This is a genomic window from Thermoflexibacter ruber (assembly GCF_900113045.1).
GTDB lineage: Bacteria > Bacteroidota > Bacteroidia > Cytophagales > Thermoflexibacteraceae > Thermoflexibacter > Thermoflexibacter ruber.
Genome location: NZ_FONY01000047.1, coordinates 1 through 17,797, shown reverse-complemented (window position 1 = coordinate 17,797; position 17,797 = coordinate 1). Strand labels below are relative to the sequence as shown.

15 protein-coding genes are annotated in these 17,797 nt (G+C 38.0%); 9 read left to right on the top strand and 6 right to left on the bottom strand.

Translation table 11 applies throughout. The features are described 5' to 3' along the window. Window positions 1-48: 48 nt before the first annotated feature. Window positions 49-1,209 (top strand): aminotransferase class I/II-fold pyridoxal phosphate-dependent enzyme, encoded by a 1,161-nt coding sequence (locus BM141_RS19350; RefSeq protein ID WP_091549115.1) that lies wholly within the window; start codon window positions 49-51, stop codon window positions 1,207-1,209. A 127-nt stretch (window positions 1,210-1,336) separates the two neighbouring features. Here the strand turns inward: BM141_RS19350 and BM141_RS19345 are convergent, their stop codons facing one another. The 3 genes from BM141_RS19345 to BM141_RS19335 all read right to left on the bottom strand — a co-directional run bounded on the left by BM141_RS19345 (window position 1,337) and on the right by BM141_RS19335 (window position 4,391). Further along, the gene (locus tag BM141_RS19345) at window positions 1,337-3,568 is read right to left on the bottom strand and encodes a TonB-dependent receptor (RefSeq protein WP_091549114.1); all 2,232 of its coding nucleotides are present in this window, start codon (window positions 3,566-3,568) and stop codon (window positions 1,337-1,339) included. Window positions 3,569-3,625: 57 nt separating this feature from the next. Next, window positions 3,626-3,970: a heavy-metal-associated domain-containing protein gene (locus BM141_RS19340; RefSeq protein ID WP_091549113.1), complete on the bottom strand. Its 345-nt coding sequence runs from the start codon at window positions 3,968-3,970 to the stop codon at window positions 3,626-3,628. A gap of 70 nt (window positions 3,971-4,040) precedes the next feature. After that, on the bottom strand, window positions 4,041-4,391 hold the full coding sequence (locus BM141_RS19335) for a hypothetical protein (protein ID WP_091549112.1): 351 nt from the start codon (window positions 4,389-4,391) through the stop codon (window positions 4,041-4,043). Between the two features lie 431 nt (window positions 4,392-4,822). On the opposite strand from BM141_RS19335, the gene BM141_RS19330 reads away from it, so the two are divergent. The 3 genes from BM141_RS19330 to hemN all read left to right on the top strand — a co-directional run bounded on the left by BM141_RS19330 (window position 4,823) and on the right by hemN (window position 9,170). Then, window positions 4,823-6,727, top strand: coding sequence for a tetratricopeptide repeat-containing sensor histidine kinase (locus tag BM141_RS19330; RefSeq protein WP_091549111.1), 1,905 nt, complete (start codon window positions 4,823-4,825; stop codon window positions 6,725-6,727). Between the two features lie 82 nt (window positions 6,728-6,809). Next, a complete protein-coding gene (gene miaA, locus BM141_RS19325) occupies window positions 6,810-7,739 on the top strand; it encodes a tRNA (adenosine(37)-N6)-dimethylallyltransferase MiaA (protein ID WP_221407716.1) in 930 nt (309 codons plus the stop codon). 66 nt (window positions 7,740-7,805) lie between these two features. Further along, window positions 7,806-9,170 (top strand): oxygen-independent coproporphyrinogen III oxidase, encoded by a 1,365-nt coding sequence (gene hemN / locus BM141_RS19320; RefSeq protein WP_091549109.1) that lies wholly within the window; start codon window positions 7,806-7,808, stop codon window positions 9,168-9,170. Here hemN and BM141_RS19315 read toward each other — a convergent pair whose 3' ends face one another. Then, window positions 9,171-11,411 carry a flavin monoamine oxidase family protein gene (locus BM141_RS19315; RefSeq protein ID WP_091549108.1) on the bottom strand — a complete coding sequence of 747 codons (2,241 nt, stop codon included), beginning with the start codon at window positions 11,409-11,411 and terminating at the stop codon, window positions 9,171-9,173. A gap of 21 nt (window positions 11,412-11,432) precedes the next feature. Next, on the bottom strand, window positions 11,433-12,296 hold the full coding sequence (locus BM141_RS19310) for a hypothetical protein (protein WP_091549107.1): 864 nt from the start codon (window positions 12,294-12,296) through the stop codon (window positions 11,433-11,435). A gap of 102 nt (window positions 12,297-12,398) precedes the next feature. Here BM141_RS19310 and BM141_RS19305 point away from each other — a divergent pair, with 102 nt between their 5' ends. The 3 genes from BM141_RS19305 (at window position 12,399) to BM141_RS19295 (ending at window position 15,651) form a co-directional block, all read left to right on the top strand. Further along, window positions 12,399-14,579, top strand: a complete 2,181-nt coding sequence (locus BM141_RS19305) for a 7TM diverse intracellular signaling domain-containing protein (RefSeq protein WP_091549106.1) — start codon at window positions 12,399-12,401, stop codon at window positions 14,577-14,579. 47 nt (window positions 14,580-14,626) lie between these two features. After that, window positions 14,627-15,181, top strand: a complete 555-nt coding sequence (locus BM141_RS19300) for a CopD family protein (protein WP_091549105.1) — start codon at window positions 14,627-14,629, stop codon at window positions 15,179-15,181. A 95-nt stretch (window positions 15,182-15,276) separates the two neighbouring features. Then, window positions 15,277-15,651, top strand: a complete 375-nt coding sequence (locus BM141_RS19295; protein ID WP_091549104.1) for a hypothetical protein — start codon at window positions 15,277-15,279, stop codon at window positions 15,649-15,651. Between the two features lie 147 nt (window positions 15,652-15,798). Here BM141_RS19295 and BM141_RS19290 read toward each other — a convergent pair whose 3' ends face one another. Further along, window positions 15,799-17,247, bottom strand: coding sequence for an NADH-quinone oxidoreductase subunit N (locus BM141_RS19290; RefSeq protein WP_091549103.1), 1,449 nt, complete (start codon window positions 17,245-17,247; stop codon window positions 15,799-15,801). Between the two features lie 106 nt (window positions 17,248-17,353). On the opposite strand from BM141_RS19290, the gene BM141_RS22650 reads away from it, so the two are divergent. Next, entirely contained in the window at window positions 17,354-17,617 is a 264-nt protein-coding gene (locus BM141_RS22650; protein WP_143091004.1) for a hypothetical protein, read from the top strand. Continuing rightward, on the top strand, window positions 17,586-17,797 hold a 212-nt coding region (locus BM141_RS19285; RefSeq protein ID WP_143091003.1), incomplete at its 3' end, for a transposase. The genes BM141_RS22650 and BM141_RS19285, both read left to right, overlap by 32 nt.

Genomic DNA, 17,797 nt, shown 5'->3' with positions numbered 1-17,797 from the left:
TTTTTGTGTTTCATTGTCTATTTTTGCTTTGAAAATATCAAAACGTCTATGCTTACAGAACGCTTACAAGACAAGCTCAATCAACGGGAAAAAGACGGCAATCTTCGACGTTTAACGCTTCCAACTGCCAAGTACGATTTTTTCTCTAATGACTACTTAGGTTTAGCACACAATGAAGAATTAAACCACATAGTAGAGCAAACCTATCATTCGCTTGTGCCAAAGAAAATAGGGGCAACAGGTTCTCGCCTTTTATCAGGGAATAGCTTGTATGCTATGCAGTTAGAGGAAAAATTAGCTGATATTTTTAGAGGGGAAGCCTCCCTGCTGTTTAACTCAGGCTATCATGCCAACAGTGCCTTGATTTCCTCCGTTTCCCAAAAAGGAGATGTTATTCTTTATGATGAGCTGGTACACGCAAGTTTGAGAGAGGGCTATCGTTTAAGTTTTGCTAATCATATTCCTTTTAAACACAATGACTTGGAGGACTTAGAAAAAAAATTACAAAACTATCAAAATGCCTCTGCGATTTTCGTCATTTTAGAGTCTGTATATTCTATGGACGGGGACAACTGTGCCTTAACGGAGATGCTACATTTGTGCAAAAAATACAAGGCGTATGTCATACTTGATGAGGCACATAGCACTGGGATTTTTGGAGAGGGAGGAAATGGTTTAGTTTGTCAGTTAGGATTAGAAAACCTTTGTTTTGCAAGGGTTTATACTTTTGGGAAGGCAGTAGGTTCGCATGGTGCGTGTGTGGTAGGCTCTCGCGTGCTAATAAACTATTTAGTTAATTTTGCTCGAAGTTTTATTTTTACTACAGCAGCCCCCTTGCATAACTTAGTAAGTATATCTTGTGCTTTTGACTATATTAGGCAACACCCTGAATTGCAGGAAGATTTGAAAGAAAAAATCTATTTTTATCAACAACTAACAACCAACAACCAGAAACCAGAAACCGAAAACTCATTAATTATCAATAACTTCAGTCCTATACAAGTCATTCGGATTAGTGGGAACGAGCCTTGTAAAAAAATGGCTAATTACCTGATAGAAAATGGCTTTGAAGTGCGGGCAATCCTTGCGCCTACGGTAAAGGCTGGAGAAGAGCGGTTAAGAATCTGCTTGCATACTTTCAATACGAAAGAAGAAATTAGTGCTTTGGTGGGTATGTTAGAAATTATAAGTTTAGACATAGATATATAGTAGAAAAAGAAACAACATCACCTACCTGTTTGCAATAAGCAAGATTTAGGCTATAAAGAGGCATTTAACCTTTAAAATCATGCCCATACATTAATAATGTAACCAAATTTTGAAAATAATCTATTCCTTATTCTTTTGTCCATCTGAACCGCACACCCAGATACATTTCACGTCCGCGTGTGGGACCCCAAACAGAAGAAGTATCAAAATAAGGACTAAACGGATTTTGCCAACTGATAATGGGCTGCAATTGTCTGAAATCAAAAATATTTTCGCAACCTGCATACACCTCAAACCTTTTGAAATTGTAGGTAAATTGGGCATTGACAAGGGTGAAAGGACGTGAAAAATCTGGGCGTTGAAACTCCACAGGATTAGATTGGGTATTGGGCAAACGCTGCTTTCCGTACCAATGCACATTCATATCAAAATGAAATTTGTTGCTGAGCGGTTTGTAACTCAGGCTTGTCAGTACCTTGTGCATTGGGTTGAAAGGCAATAATTGCTTGGTTTCGCCAACTTCCCGATATACGTTGAGGTAGTTATAGCCTGTTTTTAGTTCAAAACGCTTGTAAATTTTCAAGTACAATTCTGCCTGAAAACCATTGCTAACGCTCCTGCCCGTAAAATTTTTGATGATGGCTTTGGTGGCATCGGTATCGTAGTCGGGGAAGATTTGGTTTTGAAAATCGGTTCTGTAATAATCGGCACTGAAATAACCCGAAAGGTTTTCGTTTTGAGTTTCAAATTTTTGGGTTAGGTTAATGCCGTAATTGATAGCTTTTTCGGGTTGCAGTGGCTCGGCAAAAATAATATCTCTGGAACTGACGAGTAGCCCAATATTTTCGCTGAAAAGATTTACGGTTCGCCAACCTGTGCCTATATTGGCTCGCACAATGGTTTGAGGCGTGAGGTCATATTTTAGCAATGTTCGTGGCGTAAGCTGAAACCCGAACTGATTGTGCTGGTCGCCCCGAATGCCTGCAATCCACGTCAGTTTGTCGTTGAAAAATCGCATCACATTTTCAGCAAAAAGCCCCCAAATGTTTTCTATTCTGTGGTAGTTTCCTGCGTAGGTACGTGGCAAAAAAGTATCGGTAAAAGCAATATTTTCATTCAAATTGAGATGGCGAAAACTGAAACCTGTTTTGAGTTCGTGTTGGGCGTAGCTATGCTCGTATTGAATATTGCCGTAAAAATTGCTTTGTTGTGCTTGGTATTTCACCGTGCCGAAAAAAGAATGTTGTTGTTGGTGGAAAGCCGAAACAAACCCGACAATGCTGCTTTTGTCGTTGAAGCGATAGCCCGTTTTTGTCCAAATTTCGGGCTGATTGATATTTACGCTTTGCCCATACACAATGCTACTGCCTTTATCGGTTTGAGGATTAAAAAAAGTTTGCCCACCGATGCGTTGCTCGCTCAAAAACCGAACACCTACTCGGCTGTGCCAGCCCCATTCTTTTTCGTTGCCGTATTTCCATTTGTTAGAAATCATATAACGAGTAAGCAGAGGTAAGTCAAGAAAATTGTCTTTATCTCTGTCAATTTTTTGGGCAGGTTGAACGATATGCAATGCCGTTAAATTGCTCCATTTGTTTTTCTTGAAGGCATAGCTTGCGTTGAAGTGTTTTTCCAAAAAATTGTTCATATACACGTTGAGCAAGAGGCGGTCGGTTTGGTCGGGTTCTTTGGTTTCTACATTGATTTGCCCGCTGATGCTCTCAAAGCCTTGTAACACGCTGTTTGCTCCTTTGGCTACGTAAATGTTATCTACCAATGTACCCGGAATGCTGCTAATGCCATAGGTGTAAGTCAGACCTTGTATCATAGGAAAGCCATCAATAAGCACCTGATTATACACGCCCGACAAGCCCAAAATGCGAAGTTCTTTTGAATTGGTTATCACATTCGTAACCTGTGGTTGAACGGTAGTTTGTGTTTCAAAACAGCCCGATAAGTCGCAGCAAGCGGCTTTTTTGAGTTCGGTTTGCGTGATTTGCTCGGTTTTAATGGGTGTAAGGTCTGAGATAATTACACCCTCACGCTCACCTCGAACGACTATCTCTTTGAGGTTTGAGGCATCTTGCAATACAAACTCAACAAAGGTTTGATGAGTAATTTCAAGCGTATCGGGCGTATAACCTACATAACTTGCAATGAGTTTTTTGTTTGAAATGCCTTGTGTAGCAATTTCAAATGTTCCTTTTTCGTCAGTGGTTACGCCTGTGGTAGTGCCGAGCCAAAAAATACTTGCCCCAGCGAGGGGTTCTTTTTTGAGATTAGTTACTTTGCCTACAATATTTTGAGCCGAAATACCGAAGGGAAGCAATAAGCCAACAATAAAAATGTATTTTTTCATTGCTTTGATTGTAAAAAGCAGTTCAGAGCATAGGGAATACCCTGAACTACTAATGATTTACTGTTTTATTTTATAAGGTTTTTCGGTGGGGTTTTCGCAACCTCCTGTATTTTCAATAACGTTGAAAATTTCCTTTTCGCTTACCAATGCGGGATTGTATTTTACTTCAAAAGTAGAAGTTGCTCCTTGTTTTAAAGGTTTGCAACTGTTTACACCTTTTACTTTCTCTACATTAGTAGCAATTGTTTTGAGGTCAGTTGCGCACGTAATGCCTTTCACCTTAACGGTGGTAGTCTTTAAATTTTCTGTTGTTTGATTTGTAGATACAGTTTGCGAAAATGCGAAACTGGCTGTGGTTGCCCAAAAGAGGCAAGCCAACACAAATAATTGGATAAATTTCATTTTATTCTGATTTTAAATTGTTTGACAAAAATTACTGATCCGAATTTTTCAGTGAAAATTGAGCGATTTGTTAAACAATTTTTGGCGGTTGCCAAAAGTCAGAGGCGAATTGAGAGGTAATAGTTGATAAATAAGTAAATCTTTTGTCTGATAAAGCCGTTGGTTTAGGGAGATGTATGAAAGAGCTAATATTTGAACACATTAAAACACAAGAACCACAAACCTGAAAAGGGTTACAGGTTTTGCCCTTACAGTTGTTGTCTTGATTTTGGTCTTGCGACTTGTCATTATCTGAAATCGGGGTGCATTGCCCGCCACAACAAGTTTGTTCTGTGTCTGCTTGCAGCAAAAATATATCTATTCCTGGCTTGACGGCAAGGAAGAAGATAAAAGTTGCTAATATGAAAGTTATGGGTTTCATTTGAGATACAAAAGTACATTATCAAATGCAAAAAAGCAAATTAGAAAACTATTTAAGGAAAGTTTTCAAGGCGCCAAAGTTTTCGTAATCTTAAATGAGGGGTGGGTGTTTGTAAGATAACTTTATTTTGTTATAATTAGCCAAATTTAGCTTAGCTCTTGCTTTTATTCTTGATGCTTTTTTGTCATTATTTTGTTCTTGCGACTTATATAATTAAGACCAACCCACAAATACAAATAAACACCGAACCTTACCCATGTACAAATACACTCAAAGTTAAAATTCATATTTTTGTTACTTTGTCATCTTTTTTGCTTAACATTAGCCAATACAATTATAGTAGCACTTTTATTACAGCTTCTTAAATTGAACTTCCCCCTTATTCTAATTTCACTGATTAACTTATTCTGCTTGATTTATTTATTCCACTGATGAGGAAGATTTTGATTTTTTTGTTTTTAGGGTTGGGAATTTTTCATATTGCTTTTGCTCAAAGTAGATTGAACGATTTGCAAGAGGCTCTCGCTCTTTCTACTAAGCGTACTTATGACAATGTTTTGAAACAGATTGAAAATATAGTAGATACTCTTGACTTTGTAAGTGCGGAAAGAGAGTGTTTAGAAACCGTAGAAATTTGCCAGACCTTGCAATATCGTCGTCTTGCTTTACCCCAAGCCTATGACATCTTAGCCAAAGTTTGTCAGAAACATAATCGCCCTGACTTAGCCTTAGAATATTACCTGAAAAGTACAGAAGGCTATGAGAAAGAGGATTTTAAGCAAGCATTGGCGCATACTTACTATCGCATCGGTTTTTTGCATCTGAACGCTAAGCATTTTGGCAAAGCACAGAATTTTCTACAAAATGCACTCAAAACTGCCAAAGACTCTTTGGGAAGCCGTCAACTTATCAATGTATATAATGCCCTTGCTCTTTGCTACAAAGATGCTAACAACTTCCCTATAGCAGTCAAATATTTTGATAATGCCCTACAAGTAGCTAAAAACGAAAAAGATAGTGTACTAATAGCGGTGATTTACAGCAATATTGCTACTTTTCACTTTGATAAAGGAGAATACAAAGAGGCACTGCCCTATTATAAAGAAGGTCTGAGAATCAATCTTGCCTACCAAGTAGATACAGAGCAGATTGCTTTGATGTATAATGCCTTAGGGAAAATATATTTACAACTAAAACAAACAGATATAGCGGAGAAAAACTTTCAACAGGCTCTCCAATTAGCTTTACCTAACCGTATTCATCTTGCTTTGCAAGAAGCCTATCACGGCTTGGCGCAAATTTATGCTTTGAGAAAAGACTTTCCCAAAGCCTATCAGTTCCATACACTTTACAAGCAAGCAAGTGATTCTACTAATTTGAAATCCAAAAACTTAGCTGTTTTGGAGATGCAACATCACTTTGACATAGAAGCCAAAGACAATCAAATTTTGTTGCTTACCAAAGACATTGAAAAGCATTATTTTCAAAAAGTGAGCTTTGTCGCTGGGGCTGTGAGTTTAATTATACTGACTTTCTTTTTCATTAGAAACTATTGGAAAGAAAGGAAAACAAACCAGTTACTCAATGAACAAAATCAGCAAATTAGCCACCAAAAAGAGGAAATACAAGCCCAAGCGGAGCAGCTTGCTCAAGTAAATACGGCTAAGGATAAGCTATTTTCTATTGTTTCTCACGACCTTCGCAGTCCTTTGAATAGCCTAAGCAGTGCTTTGGAACTACTCCAAGCACAGAACATTTCACAAGTAGATTTTCAAAGGCTGGTGGTGGACTTGCGGAGAAACTTAGATAGTGTGCATAATACTCTGGAGAACCTTTTGCAATGGGCTTATACCCAAATGAATGGGATAAAAACACAGCCACAAGTATTTGACATAAAGCAGATTACAGAAGAAATAGTTTCTCTTTACCAAAGCAAAGCAGATGACAAAGAAATTAGTCTGTCGGACTTAGTGAGGGGCAAGACCTTAGTCATGGCAGATAAAAACCAAATTCGCTTGATTATCAGAAATTTAATAGCCAATGCTATCAAGTTTACCGATGCTGGAGGCAAGGTTACGCTTAGTGCAGAAATTAAGGAGGATTGGGTAATATGTGCTGTGGCAGATACAGGTGTTGGCATGAGCCAAGCAGATGCTGAGAGACTTTTCCAATCAGGTACACATTTTTCTAAGAGAGGAACGGCTAACGAAAAAGGCACAGGTTTAGGACTATTGCTTTGTAAGGAATTTGTAGAGAAAAATAAAGGGCAAATTTGGCTCAGAAGCAAGGAAACCGAAGGCACTACTTTTTATTTTTCCCTTCCGTATGCAGGCTAATGAAACTAACAGTAATGTTTTATCGCAAAATTTGGTAGGAACTTCTTTATGTGCTTAACTTTATGAAATTTTTTGCATAAAGTTGAATTACCTTATTACTATTGTAGGGGCTACTGCCGTAGGAAAAACGGCTATGGCAATTCGCTTAGCCCAATATTTCGATACAGAAATTATCTCTGCGGACTCCCGCCAATTCTATATTGAAATGAACATAGGTACTGCTAAACCCTCTGGTGAGGAATTAAAAGCAGTAAAGCATCATTTTATCAACTCACATCATATTGACAATGAGTATAATGCAGGTCAATTTGAGAAAGATGCCCTTGATACTTTGGTAGGGATTTTCCAGCGGAAAAAGGTAGCAATTTTGGTAGGAGGTTCAGGACTATACGTTAAAGCACTTTGCGAAGGGTTTGATGAAATGCCAGAGGTAGCACCTACTATTAGGAAAAGCCTCCAAGAGGAATTTGCCACAAATGGCTTACTTCCTTTGCTCAAAGAATTAGAAGAAAAAGACCTTGCTTACTATCAGTTAGTAGATAAAGCCAATCCTCATCGCATACTGCGTGCCTTAGAAGTAATTAGAAGCACTCACTTGCCTTATTCTTTATTTCGTAAGAAAGAAAGTAATAAAAATCAAGCAGATAGACCTTTCCGAGTTATTAAAATCGGTTTGGATAGACCAAGAGAAGAACTCTACCAACGCATAGAGGAGCGTATGGACATGATGATAGCGGAGGGTTTGGTAGAAGAAGTCAAAAAACTTTATCAATACAAGCATTTAAACGCCATGCAAACCGTAGGTTATCAGGAAATTATAGACTTCTTAGACGACAAGTACGATTGGGAGGAGGCAGTAAGGCTACTAAAACGCAACAGCCGCCGCTACGCCAAAAGGCAACTCACATGGTTTAGAAAAGATACGCAAATTCAATGGTTTAGCCCTCACACTTTTGATAAAATTGTGGCATACATAAAAGAGTCTATGGATAAGGATACAGGAAAAAATTAAAATTCTTTGACATTACCCATAGACCTGCCTAAGAATTTCCTAAATTTGTATAAATTAAGTACGCCAATGAAGCAGGATTTAATTCATTTACTTCATAAATATGATGTAGCTCTACCTCGATATACGAGCTATCCTACTGTTCCTTATTGGAGTTTTGATAGCTTGACTATTCAACGGTGGGAAGCAGAGGTCAGGCATAGATTTGAAGCTGAAAATCAAGAAGTTTGTCTATATATCCACTTGCCTTTTTGCGAAGAGTTGTGTACTTACTGTGCTTGCAATAAGCGAATTACCAAGAACCATGCAGTTGAAGTTCCTTACTTAGAAAGTGTACTCAAAGAATGGGCAATGTATAAGAAAGTCTTAGATAAGATGCCTGTTATCAAAGAAATACACTTAGGAGGAGGAACACCTACCTTCTTTTCTCCCCAAAACTTGCACTCACTCATACAGGGTATTTTAGAAGGAAGTCAGATAGCTGAAAATCATGAGTTTAGTATAGAAGTCCACCCAAATTACACCACAGAACAGCACCTAAAAGTGTTGGCTGAGGTAGGTTTTAATAGGATAAGTCTGGGAGTGCAAGACTTTGATAGTCAAGTACAATATATTATCAATCGTCCTCAAACTTTTGAGCAAACTAAGGCAGTAGTGCAATGGGCGCGTGAGCTTGGCTATGAGAGTATCAATATAGACTTGGTGTATGGATTGCCTAAACAAACCTTGCAAAGCATAGAATTTACTATTGAAAAAATCAAAGACTTAGCTCCTGATAGGATTGCTTTTTACTCTTATGCTCACGTCCCGTGGAAAAGCAAGGGACAGCGGCGATATACTGATGAAGATGTGCCTGCTGCCAATGAAAAAATTGCGATGTATAGCTTAGGGAATCAACTATTGACGGCGCAGGGCTTTGTAGCGATTGGCATGGACCATTTTGCTATGCCTTCGGATAAGTTACTCAAAGCCTACCAAGAAAAGAAACTACATCGCAATTTCATGGGTTATACTACCACCAATCACAAATTGGTCATAGGATTAGGCAGTTCAAGTATCAGCGATACATGGACGGCTTTTGCCCAAAACGAGAAAACGGTAGAAGCCTATCAATCACAAATTCAACAAGGACAACCGCCCATTGTTCATGGACATTTATTGAGTAAACAGGATTTAATCATTCGTCAGCATATTTTGGACTTGATGTGTATCGACAGCACTACTTTCGACCCTGCAAATTTTGATGTGGACTTTTTGGCATCTATCAAAAACAAACTGACATTTTTAGAAGCAGATGAACTGCTTACTTTGGACGGAAATACGGTAAATATTTCCCCCAAAGGAAGATTATTGGTACGGCACATTTGCGCCGCTTTTGATGCTTACCTATACCGAAGCAAGCAATCAGACCAACTGTTTAGCAAAGCAATCTAATCAAATTTTTAACTCTCCCATTTCTACCTTATTGATTGGAAGCTGTAAAAATTTCCTTACTGCCTGACCCGCTTGGAAGCCTGAATTTACTGCCCCTTCTATGTAACCTACATTTACCCCAAAATCTATCCAGTCACCTGTTAAAAATAAGTTTTTGTAACCTGATTGGTCAGTTTTGAGTCGATAAAAACCAGAATTGGGAATGGAAAGCGTGTATCTGTCCCAAGGGTTTACGTTTACACGCAGGTACTGGGAAAGTAGTTTCTCATTGGGAGTAGCATTAGGACGGTCGTACATGTCAAAAAGGATACTCAAATCAAAACCCTGTGGATACTCAATACTTGTCGCATTGGGGAAAAAATAGCCCATGTTATCGTTGAGCCACTGCTGGGTGGTGTACACTAATCTATCTATTTCCTTTTGCGGATATTGGGTGTCGCTAAAAGGCGGAATATAGTCAGGGTCAGTCATGGAGCCACAGTAATAAAGCAGCATAGGTGGTTGCTTGCCTTCCTGCCAAGACTCTTGCGGAAGCACAATACTCATATCTATCCAAGAGTACAAAGGGCTGGCATAAGTAACCAAGTTTGGTGTAGCCCCCTTTTGTATGCCCCATTGGGCTAAGTCCATACCCAAAGCTGTGTAATCTTTGCTAATCCAAGCCTGAACTGATTGAGTGGCTGTAGTTTTTACATTCTGATACATTTTTTGCCAGCTATCGTTAGCATTAATAATTTCCTTGCAAATGCCGTTTTCGCCTCCCAAAGCAGCAACAGGAATCCCCAAAATAACAGCATCAAAGTCTTCTCCTTTTTTTAGCACAAACTCTGAAACATTTTGCCAAGGCGACCACGCAGATTCCAGATTGATATTTTCCTCTTGTAGTTTTTTGGCTTGTTCAGGTACTATTTGGCTATAATCGGGTTTATTTGCCCAAGTCAGCTCGCCTTTGATAGGAGTAAGAGGTTGGTAAGGCTCTTGAATCAAATCCACTTGCTTTGCAATAGTAATTTGCTCTATCTCCCCTGTTTCTGAGTGATGCACTTGAACGGCTTTATGGAAAAACTTGAACTTTACGCCTCGGTGTGCCAGCATATTATAAATAGGAGCTACCAAGGTATCGCCTGTGCCAGCCTTAAATTTCCAAACAAATGCGCCCTTATAACCTACGGATGCTGAGAGAAAATTCATTGCTGTTCCCGCTCCGATTAGTCCATTACCACCATAAAGATTGGCAAAAGTGCCTGTATAGAGAAAGCGTACTACTGCTGAGTCTAAGGTAAGCGGGGTAAGCCCTTTTTGAGCAAGCCATGCTCTAAAATCTAAGTGGTTGATATTGTTAAAGTTGAGTTGATTAGTTTTAGGGTCATAAATATCTTCTAAGAAACCACGAATAGCCACCAAACCAAACTCCCCGATAACTCTAATCCAATAAATTCGCTCTGAATCTTTGGGAAATAGATTGGTGAAGCCTACAAACCACTTGGTAAATTCTTCTAACAATTCTATGATTTCCTCATAAATAACAGGATTTCCTTTGAGGTCTTTTATTTTATCTGCGGCATTTTTCAAAAATAAGTGAGGGGCAAGCGAGGCTACATCAGCAAATAATTCTCTTAAAAGGGAACTCCGTTTGGCTGTTTGGGTAGCTTTGGCAATGTAGTCTTTGCTTGCTTTGGCAAGTTCAGATTCCTTGTTGTTTAGCCCCAAGAGTTTTTTGATAACCCCCCAAATACCTTTGTTCTCTGTTTGCTGATTGGGAAGTCCAAAAATGAGTTCGTGAAGCATGTAAAGCATCTTTTCTATTGCTACAGAAATTGGCTGACTCCCGCCCTGTCCTGGAACAAGGTTGTTCGCTGGAAAGACCCAATTCCGACTAATCCATTTTCCTTTGGGTTCAAACCACTGTGTAAGCAAGGTAGCATCTTCCTGTACAAAGGCATCTTTCCAAGTTTTGAAAGGAAAATCTGGCGGGAAAAGGTTGTTATGTTCGCAGTAAGCATAGGCTTCTTGGAAAATCTTGAAGGCATTTTCGTACCAGCCTTGGAAAATATGAATCCCTACTTCTTCTATTCGGTCGTGTACGCCTCTGCCCGTAGAGGTCTTTCCTCCTACTCTCCAGCCCATTTGATAAAGCGTAATTTCATAGTCATTTTGCCAACCGTCATAGTTGGTGAGTTCGTAAGCGGCGGAAAGTGAAGCCATGCCACCCCCAAGAATTACAATTTTTTTCTTTGTCATATTCAAAGTTTAGCTTTTGTGTTATTTTACAGTCAGACCAAGTATCTTCTTTACCCATTTCCATAGCTGTAGCCACCAAGTCATTTCACCTAAGCGATAGGGGTAAGCAGGGCTACCTCCTATGCACCATTGAGATATTTGCGGAACTCTGAGCCAATCAGCCGAAAACTGATACAGCTCTGCTAATTGGGGCAAGATGATAATTTGGTCTAATATTTTTGCGCCTATGTCAGCAAGGTCAAGTCCTTTGTGTAAAATATTGATAATATCTGTTTGCGAAAGTGGATAGTTGTCAGGGTAAAAATCAGGAATCTGCACTATGATATCGACAGAAGGAAGTCGCGGGTCTGATAATATTTTCCCCAATTTCCCAAATTCTCTACCTGTGGCTAATGCACCTGCAAAAAGCACTCGATAAAGCACCATGTTAATAAAGATTTTCTCAAAATAGTTTTCTTCTGCTATGGTTTCCAATTGATTTTTGTACCCATAAGCGATGCTGCCATTATGCGCCCTATACCAATTTGCTTGCGAGGGTTGTTGGATATAGTCCAGCCAAAAAGTGAGTATTGGGGAAAGTAACTCAAAAGTTTGTCCAGATTCGTAAATAAGTGCGGCTAAGGTAGAAAAGTAAATGAAATCCCCGTTTACCCCACGCCACCAAGCACTTCCCTTTTGTGTAGGGTAGTCAAGCGGATTTAGTACCCCTCGCCGTATTTCCCACTCCAGAAAAGCTATCTCTGAGTTTCCGTAGCCAAACTCCGTTAGCTTCCCGTAGCCATACTTCCGATAAAACTCCTGCCGCAATGCCAAGCGTTTTTCAGGATAGTTTTCCACACTTTTTAGTATTTCTTTGGCTTGCTGTTCTAAATCTGCTAAATCCATTCTAATCTATTGTTAAAAAAGCATAATAAAATTTATAATTATGCGGGGTAAATATTTTCACTTTCTAAAATAATAATTTATCTTTACCCCAATGATAAACCTATGAAAAAATACTTATTTTCTCTACTACTATTTTTAACCTGCTTGCATTTTACTTATGCCCAACAAGTAATAGTACTTGATAATATTTCAGAACCAATAGATATTGGGTTGGCTACACTTTACTATCAAGATGAACATGGTAGTCTTACTTTAAAACAAATTCTAAGTACAGAGATACAGGGTAAATTTCAAAAAGTTACACAGGAAATCCCCAATTTTCAAAGTACCAATGCCGCGGTTTGGCTCAAATTTATTGTAGAGAATAAAGCCTCCCAAGAAGATTTTTATTTGGAGTTAGGGTCTGCTTATCTGGATAGCATCGCACTCTATGTATTGAAAGATGAGCAATTGGAAAGTAAAAAAGTGGGTGGAGATAACTACCCTTTTATACAGCGAGAGATTTTGGTTACTAACTTCCTTTATCATTTGAATATTCCGCAAGGGGAACAGAGAACCTATTACCTGAGAGTAACCAGTTTACAGCCGCTTGCTTTTCCTATCCGCATCGGTAATATCAAATCCTTGTATGGTCGCAATCATGTGGCAGATTACGTACAGGGTTTGTATTTTGGTTTTATGTTACTGATGTTTTTGTATAATTTATTTGTTTATTTTTCGGTGCGAGAGCGAATTTACTTATACTATGTAGCTTACGTATTCAGCACTACTGTATTTATTGCAGGTATTTATGGGTATTTTTTTGAATTTATTTGGGCAGACTATCCTCTTTTGAATAATTATATAGTGATTGCGCCTGCATTTTTCAAAATTTTTGCAGTTCTTTTTACGCGTGATTTTCTCAACACTAAGAAAAATGCGCCTCGTATTCACTGGATTTCTAATGTTTTTATAGGCACATCTATTCTTATTGTTATTTTATTACTCCTCAAACAGGCTATTCCTGCCCTCATTATTGCTCAAGCTGGTTTGCTGTTTATGGCAATCTATTTTTTGATTGTGGGCATCATCGTTTTTCGCAAAGGTTATTCTCCTGCGAAGTTTTATTTAGTAGCATGGGTTTTTTTGATTATAGGCATTATTGCACAGATTATTGGAGATGCCAATTTAATTCCAAGATTAGCCTACATTAGCCCCTTGCAAATAGGGTCTGCTTTAGAAGTTTTGCTACTCTCTTTTGCACTTGCCGACAAAATAAATACGTATCGCGCAGAAAGGGAAAAAGCACAAGCCCATGCACTCTTAGTACAGAAAGAAGCTAATGAAACGCTTGAAAATAAAGTTGTTGAACGTACTAAAGAGCTAAGCGATGCCTTAGACTTGGTAAAGATACAAAAAGAGGAGTTAGACCAAACCAATGAAGAATTGACCATTACGCTTGATGTGGTAGAAAGACAAAAGTTGGATATAGAACGCAAAAACTTAGATATTATTTCCTCTATCAATTATGCTGTACGTATCCAAAATGCGCTTTTACCCTCTATAAATCGCATTTTTGAGCAGGTAACTAATGATGTTTTTATTTTTTATCGCCCTCGTGATATTGTTTCTGGGGATTTTTATTGGCTTTCAGAGGAAATTTTCCCAGTTGGAGATAATTCACCTCATACTTCTCAGATTGTATTCGCTGTAGCTGATTGTACAGGACACGGGGTACCTGGTGCTTTTATGAGTATGATTGGCAATAATCTATTAAATCAAACTGTCAATATTCATAAAATTACCCAACCTAATCAAATCTTAGAACACTTGAATAAAACTATTTTTACTGATTTGAAGCAAAGTGAAAGTGGTATGCGCGATGGTATGGACATTGCCATTATTACGCTTACTAAATCTGCAAAAACTAAAAAATATGAGAAATTGGAATTCTCAGGCGCAATGAACTCCTTGTGCTATATGCAGAACAATAAATTTTTTGAAATAAAAGGAACCAAAAGACCTATTGGAGGCAGGCAAAGAGAAAATGAAAAAGAATATGAATTACATGAAATCTCTTTAGCAATGCCTACTTATATATATTTGTACTCTGACGGCTTCCAAGACCAGTTTGGAGGAGAAAAAGGAATGAAATTTTTGTCTAAGCGATTTAAAGAGATTTTATATGAGAATCATCATCAAGACTTTGCTACCCAAAGAGAAATCTTAGAAACAGTTTTTGAGGATTGGAAAGGCAATGAACGTCAGATAGATGATGTACTTGTGGTAGGCATGAAAATATAGAGCATTATCTTTGCCTTACTGTTTAGCAATCTAATTCTTTCAATATCATGTATTTCCTATATATAAAAGCCCTGCACATTATCTTTATAGTTACTTGGTTTAGTGGAATGTTTTATTTGGTACGCCTCTTTATTTACCACAGAGAGGCACAGGATAAGCCTGAGCAAGAAAGGTATGTCCTACAAAGCCAGTTTGATCTCATGATGAAACGCTTGCTTTGGGGGATTACTTTTCCTTCTGCCCTGCTTACCTTGATTTTTGGCATTTGGCTTTTGATGCTCTACCCAAGTATTCCTGTTTGGTTACATATCAAGGTAGGTCTGGTAGTTTTACTTTTTGCCTATCATTATTCTTTACATATTATTTGCAAACAGTTGCTAAGCAGGAAGTTCCTCTATACAAGCACTCAGCTTCGTCTTTGGAACGAAGTACCTACTATTTTTTTAGTAGCTATTGTCATGCTCGTCGTGGTCAAGCAAAACATGAGTTTGGTGTATGGAGTAGTAGGTTTGATGGCTTTTGTCATCTTATTAATGTCTGCTGTTAAAGTTTACAAAGTAATTAGAGAAAAAAAATCACAGACTCCGACAGAGAACCACTAATTTATAACCTTTCAAAGCAATATCAGTTAATATCAGTAGAGTATAATAACATCTCGTCAAATATTTATTTTCTTAACTTTAAAATTAAAAAGACCATGAAAAACATCGTTTTAGTATTCATAGGCATTGTATTAGGAGCAGGCATGATTGCTTTCACTTCCTTCAAAGAGAAAACAAATCTTCAAGATGGCGCACCTAAGTATATTCATATCAACGTATTAGAGTCTGTAGTGCAAGGGGGAGCAGGTCGCTCTCGCTGTATCATTACCTTCCCTGATGGAAAAAGTGAGGAGTTTGAATTAGACAACTATTACAGCATGGTAGGGGTAAATTTTGGCAACATCAAAGAAAATGACAAAAAAATGACATTGAGATTGAATCTTTTAGCCAAAGAAGGTTACAGAATAGTAAGCCAGTCAAGTGGAGGGGCAGGGATTTACTCTACCAAAATTATCATGATGAAGCCTTAGTGATTCTATTTTTTATGTAGAAAAAGAATATTCTCATGCTTTTTGGCTCTGTTAGGAGTTGTATAAATAACTCAATATCAAACTCCTAATAGAGTTTAAAAAAATACCACATCTACTTGTTGAGTCGTTATGTCTGATAGGGGCTATTTAGCTAAGACCTAAAACAGCAAGCAACCAGTCAGGGCGCAAGAAAAATAAAAGTAAACTAAAAGCTAAGACCAAAAGAAAGACTTTTTGAAAATGAGTAATTTTAAAATCAGTAATTTGAGTATTCTTGTTTTCCTCTTGTTTGAAAAATAAGTAATATGGAATTTTTAAATAAAAATACAGAGAAATTGCGGTAGAAAGCAAACCAACTATCAAAAGTAAAAGAGATAAGCTATTGGCTTTATCTTGCCATAACTGACTAAAAATGAGAAATTTGGCGGTAAATCCTGCTGTGGGGGGTAAACCCACCAGAGAAATCATGCTTACTCCAAGAGAGATACCCAAGACAAGGTTTTTTTGCCCCAATCCACTAAAAGACAGCAAGCTATCTGACCTCAATTTGTTTTCTACTAAGGTAAGTCCTAAAAATGCCAATACATTGCTCAAAACATATACAATAAGGTAAAAAATCAAAATTTTTACCCCTTCTTCCGAAACAGTAAGTAAACCAAGGAGCATAAAACCTGCTTGTGCTATGCCTGAATAAGCCAAGAGCCTCTTGAAAGAAAACTGCCAAAGTGCAGAGAAATTCCCTATCAGCATAGAAGCTAAAGCAATGATAGCCAAGATATTGTAAATTTCTTTTTGTCCTAAAATAATGACAAATTTGCTTAGAACTGCCAAACCTGCCGCCTTGCTTGCCGTAGAGAAAAAAGCAACTACAGTAGTAGGCGCACCCTCATAGACATCAGGTGTCCAAATATGAAAAGGAGAAGCAGAGATTTTGAACAAAAAACCTGCAATAGCCAAGCTAAATGCTATCAGAAAAGGAAAAGATAGCTTGTTTTGTTGGATAGCTTTGGCGATTTCTGCCAAATGCAAACTTCCTGAGAATCCATACAATAAAGACATTCCGTAAAGCATCATCGCACTTGCAAAAATGCCAAATAGTACATACTTCATGCTGATTTCCACCGATTTCCGCTCAAAACTCAATACTGCCAATACATACCCCCCGATAGATACAATTTCCAAAGATAGATACAGCATAAGCAAGTGGGTGGACATCACCAACAAATTCATTCCTAATAAGATAACAGATAAAATAGCGTAAGATTCTCCAATGCGTTGGAAAATGGCGAAGTCTTTTTTGGCATTTTTCAATAGCAATAAAATCGCTAAAGTAGTTGAGGCAAAAAGGTATTTGAAAATTTTAGTCAGTAAATCAGAGGTCAAGGTATTTAAAAAAAGTCCATTTTGGAGTGGAGAAAGATAGATAAGCCCAATTTCTATGACTAAGCCTACAAAAAAGCAGTAAAAAAGCCAAGACTTTTTACCAAACAAGTCTATGAGTATAAGCAAGCAAAACACTACTGCTAACCACACTTCAGGAAGTACAAAAGCAAGGCTACCAATAATTTGGGTAAGTTTGTCGTTTAGTGGGTTCAATTATACGGATATTAATTTAAACAATATGACCGCCAAGAGTATAATTTATTAAATTAAAAAAATGGCATTTATTTAGGGGAATTTTCTCACGATTAACCTAAAAAAAATGCCAAATATATTAGAAATCCTCTTAGTCTTAGCACCAGAAGTTTCTTTTGCAAATATAGCAAAATTATCTAACATCATCACTACTATTTTTCGTTTATCTGTCCTCGTAACCACCCGAGCCATTGGTCGTTTCGGCAGTTTATCCACTCGTAGCGTAGAAAGATTTTATGCCCCAAAGCCTTTGGGTTGGACACTGATACGTGTCTTACTTTTTCGGACTTTTCTTTTTGATGCCTCCTCCGTATCTATTCGTTTTAGATGAAACCATCAAGAAGAAAGCAGGCAAATCTTCTCATGGTTTAGGTGCTTTCTACTCTTCGCTGGTAGGGAAATTGATTTCTTCGGTCAGTTTTCTGGACGCAAGTGTGGTGAATGTGAGCAGTGAAAAATCTCATTTTTTATCTTGCACACAACTGGTCAAACCTACTAAAACGGAGGCTTC

What these genes read in the sequence shown, in the direction of transcription:
- BM141_RS19345 (WP_091549114.1), bottom strand. Translation starts at nt 3,568, where the DNA reads ATGAAAAAATACATTTTTATTGTTGGCTTATTGCTTCCCTTCGGTATT.
- BM141_RS19335 (WP_091549112.1), bottom strand. Translation starts at nt 4,391, where the DNA reads ATGAAACCCATAACTTTCATATTAGCAACTTTTATCTTCTTCCTTGCC.
- hemN (WP_091549109.1), top strand. Translation starts at nt 7,806, where the DNA reads ATGAAGCAGGATTTAATTCATTTACTTCATAAATATGATGTAGCTCTA.
- BM141_RS19315 (WP_091549108.1), bottom strand. Translation starts at nt 11,411, where the DNA reads ATGACAAAGAAAAAAATTGTAATTCTTGGGGGTGGCATGGCTTCACTT.
- BM141_RS19300 (WP_091549105.1), top strand. Translation starts at nt 14,627, where the DNA reads ATGTATTTCCTATATATAAAAGCCCTGCACATTATCTTTATAGTTACT.
- BM141_RS19305 (WP_091549106.1), top strand. Translation starts at nt 12,399, where the DNA reads ATGAAAAAATACTTATTTTCTCTACTACTATTTTTAACCTGCTTGCAT.
- BM141_RS22650 (WP_143091004.1), top strand. Translation starts at nt 17,354, where the DNA reads ATGCCAAATATATTAGAAATCCTCTTAGTCTTAGCACCAGAAGTTTCT.
- BM141_RS19340 (WP_091549113.1), bottom strand. Translation starts at nt 3,970, where the DNA reads ATGAAATTTATCCAATTATTTGTGTTGGCTTGCCTCTTTTGGGCAACC.
- BM141_RS19350 (WP_091549115.1), top strand. Translation starts at nt 49, where the DNA reads ATGCTTACAGAACGCTTACAAGACAAGCTCAATCAACGGGAAAAAGAC.
- BM141_RS19310 (WP_091549107.1), bottom strand. Translation starts at nt 12,296, where the DNA reads ATGGATTTAGCAGATTTAGAACAGCAAGCCAAAGAAATACTAAAAAGT.
- BM141_RS19295 (WP_091549104.1), top strand. Translation starts at nt 15,277, where the DNA reads ATGAAAAACATCGTTTTAGTATTCATAGGCATTGTATTAGGAGCAGGC.
- BM141_RS19330 (WP_091549111.1), top strand. Translation starts at nt 4,823, where the DNA reads ATGAGGAAGATTTTGATTTTTTTGTTTTTAGGGTTGGGAATTTTTCAT.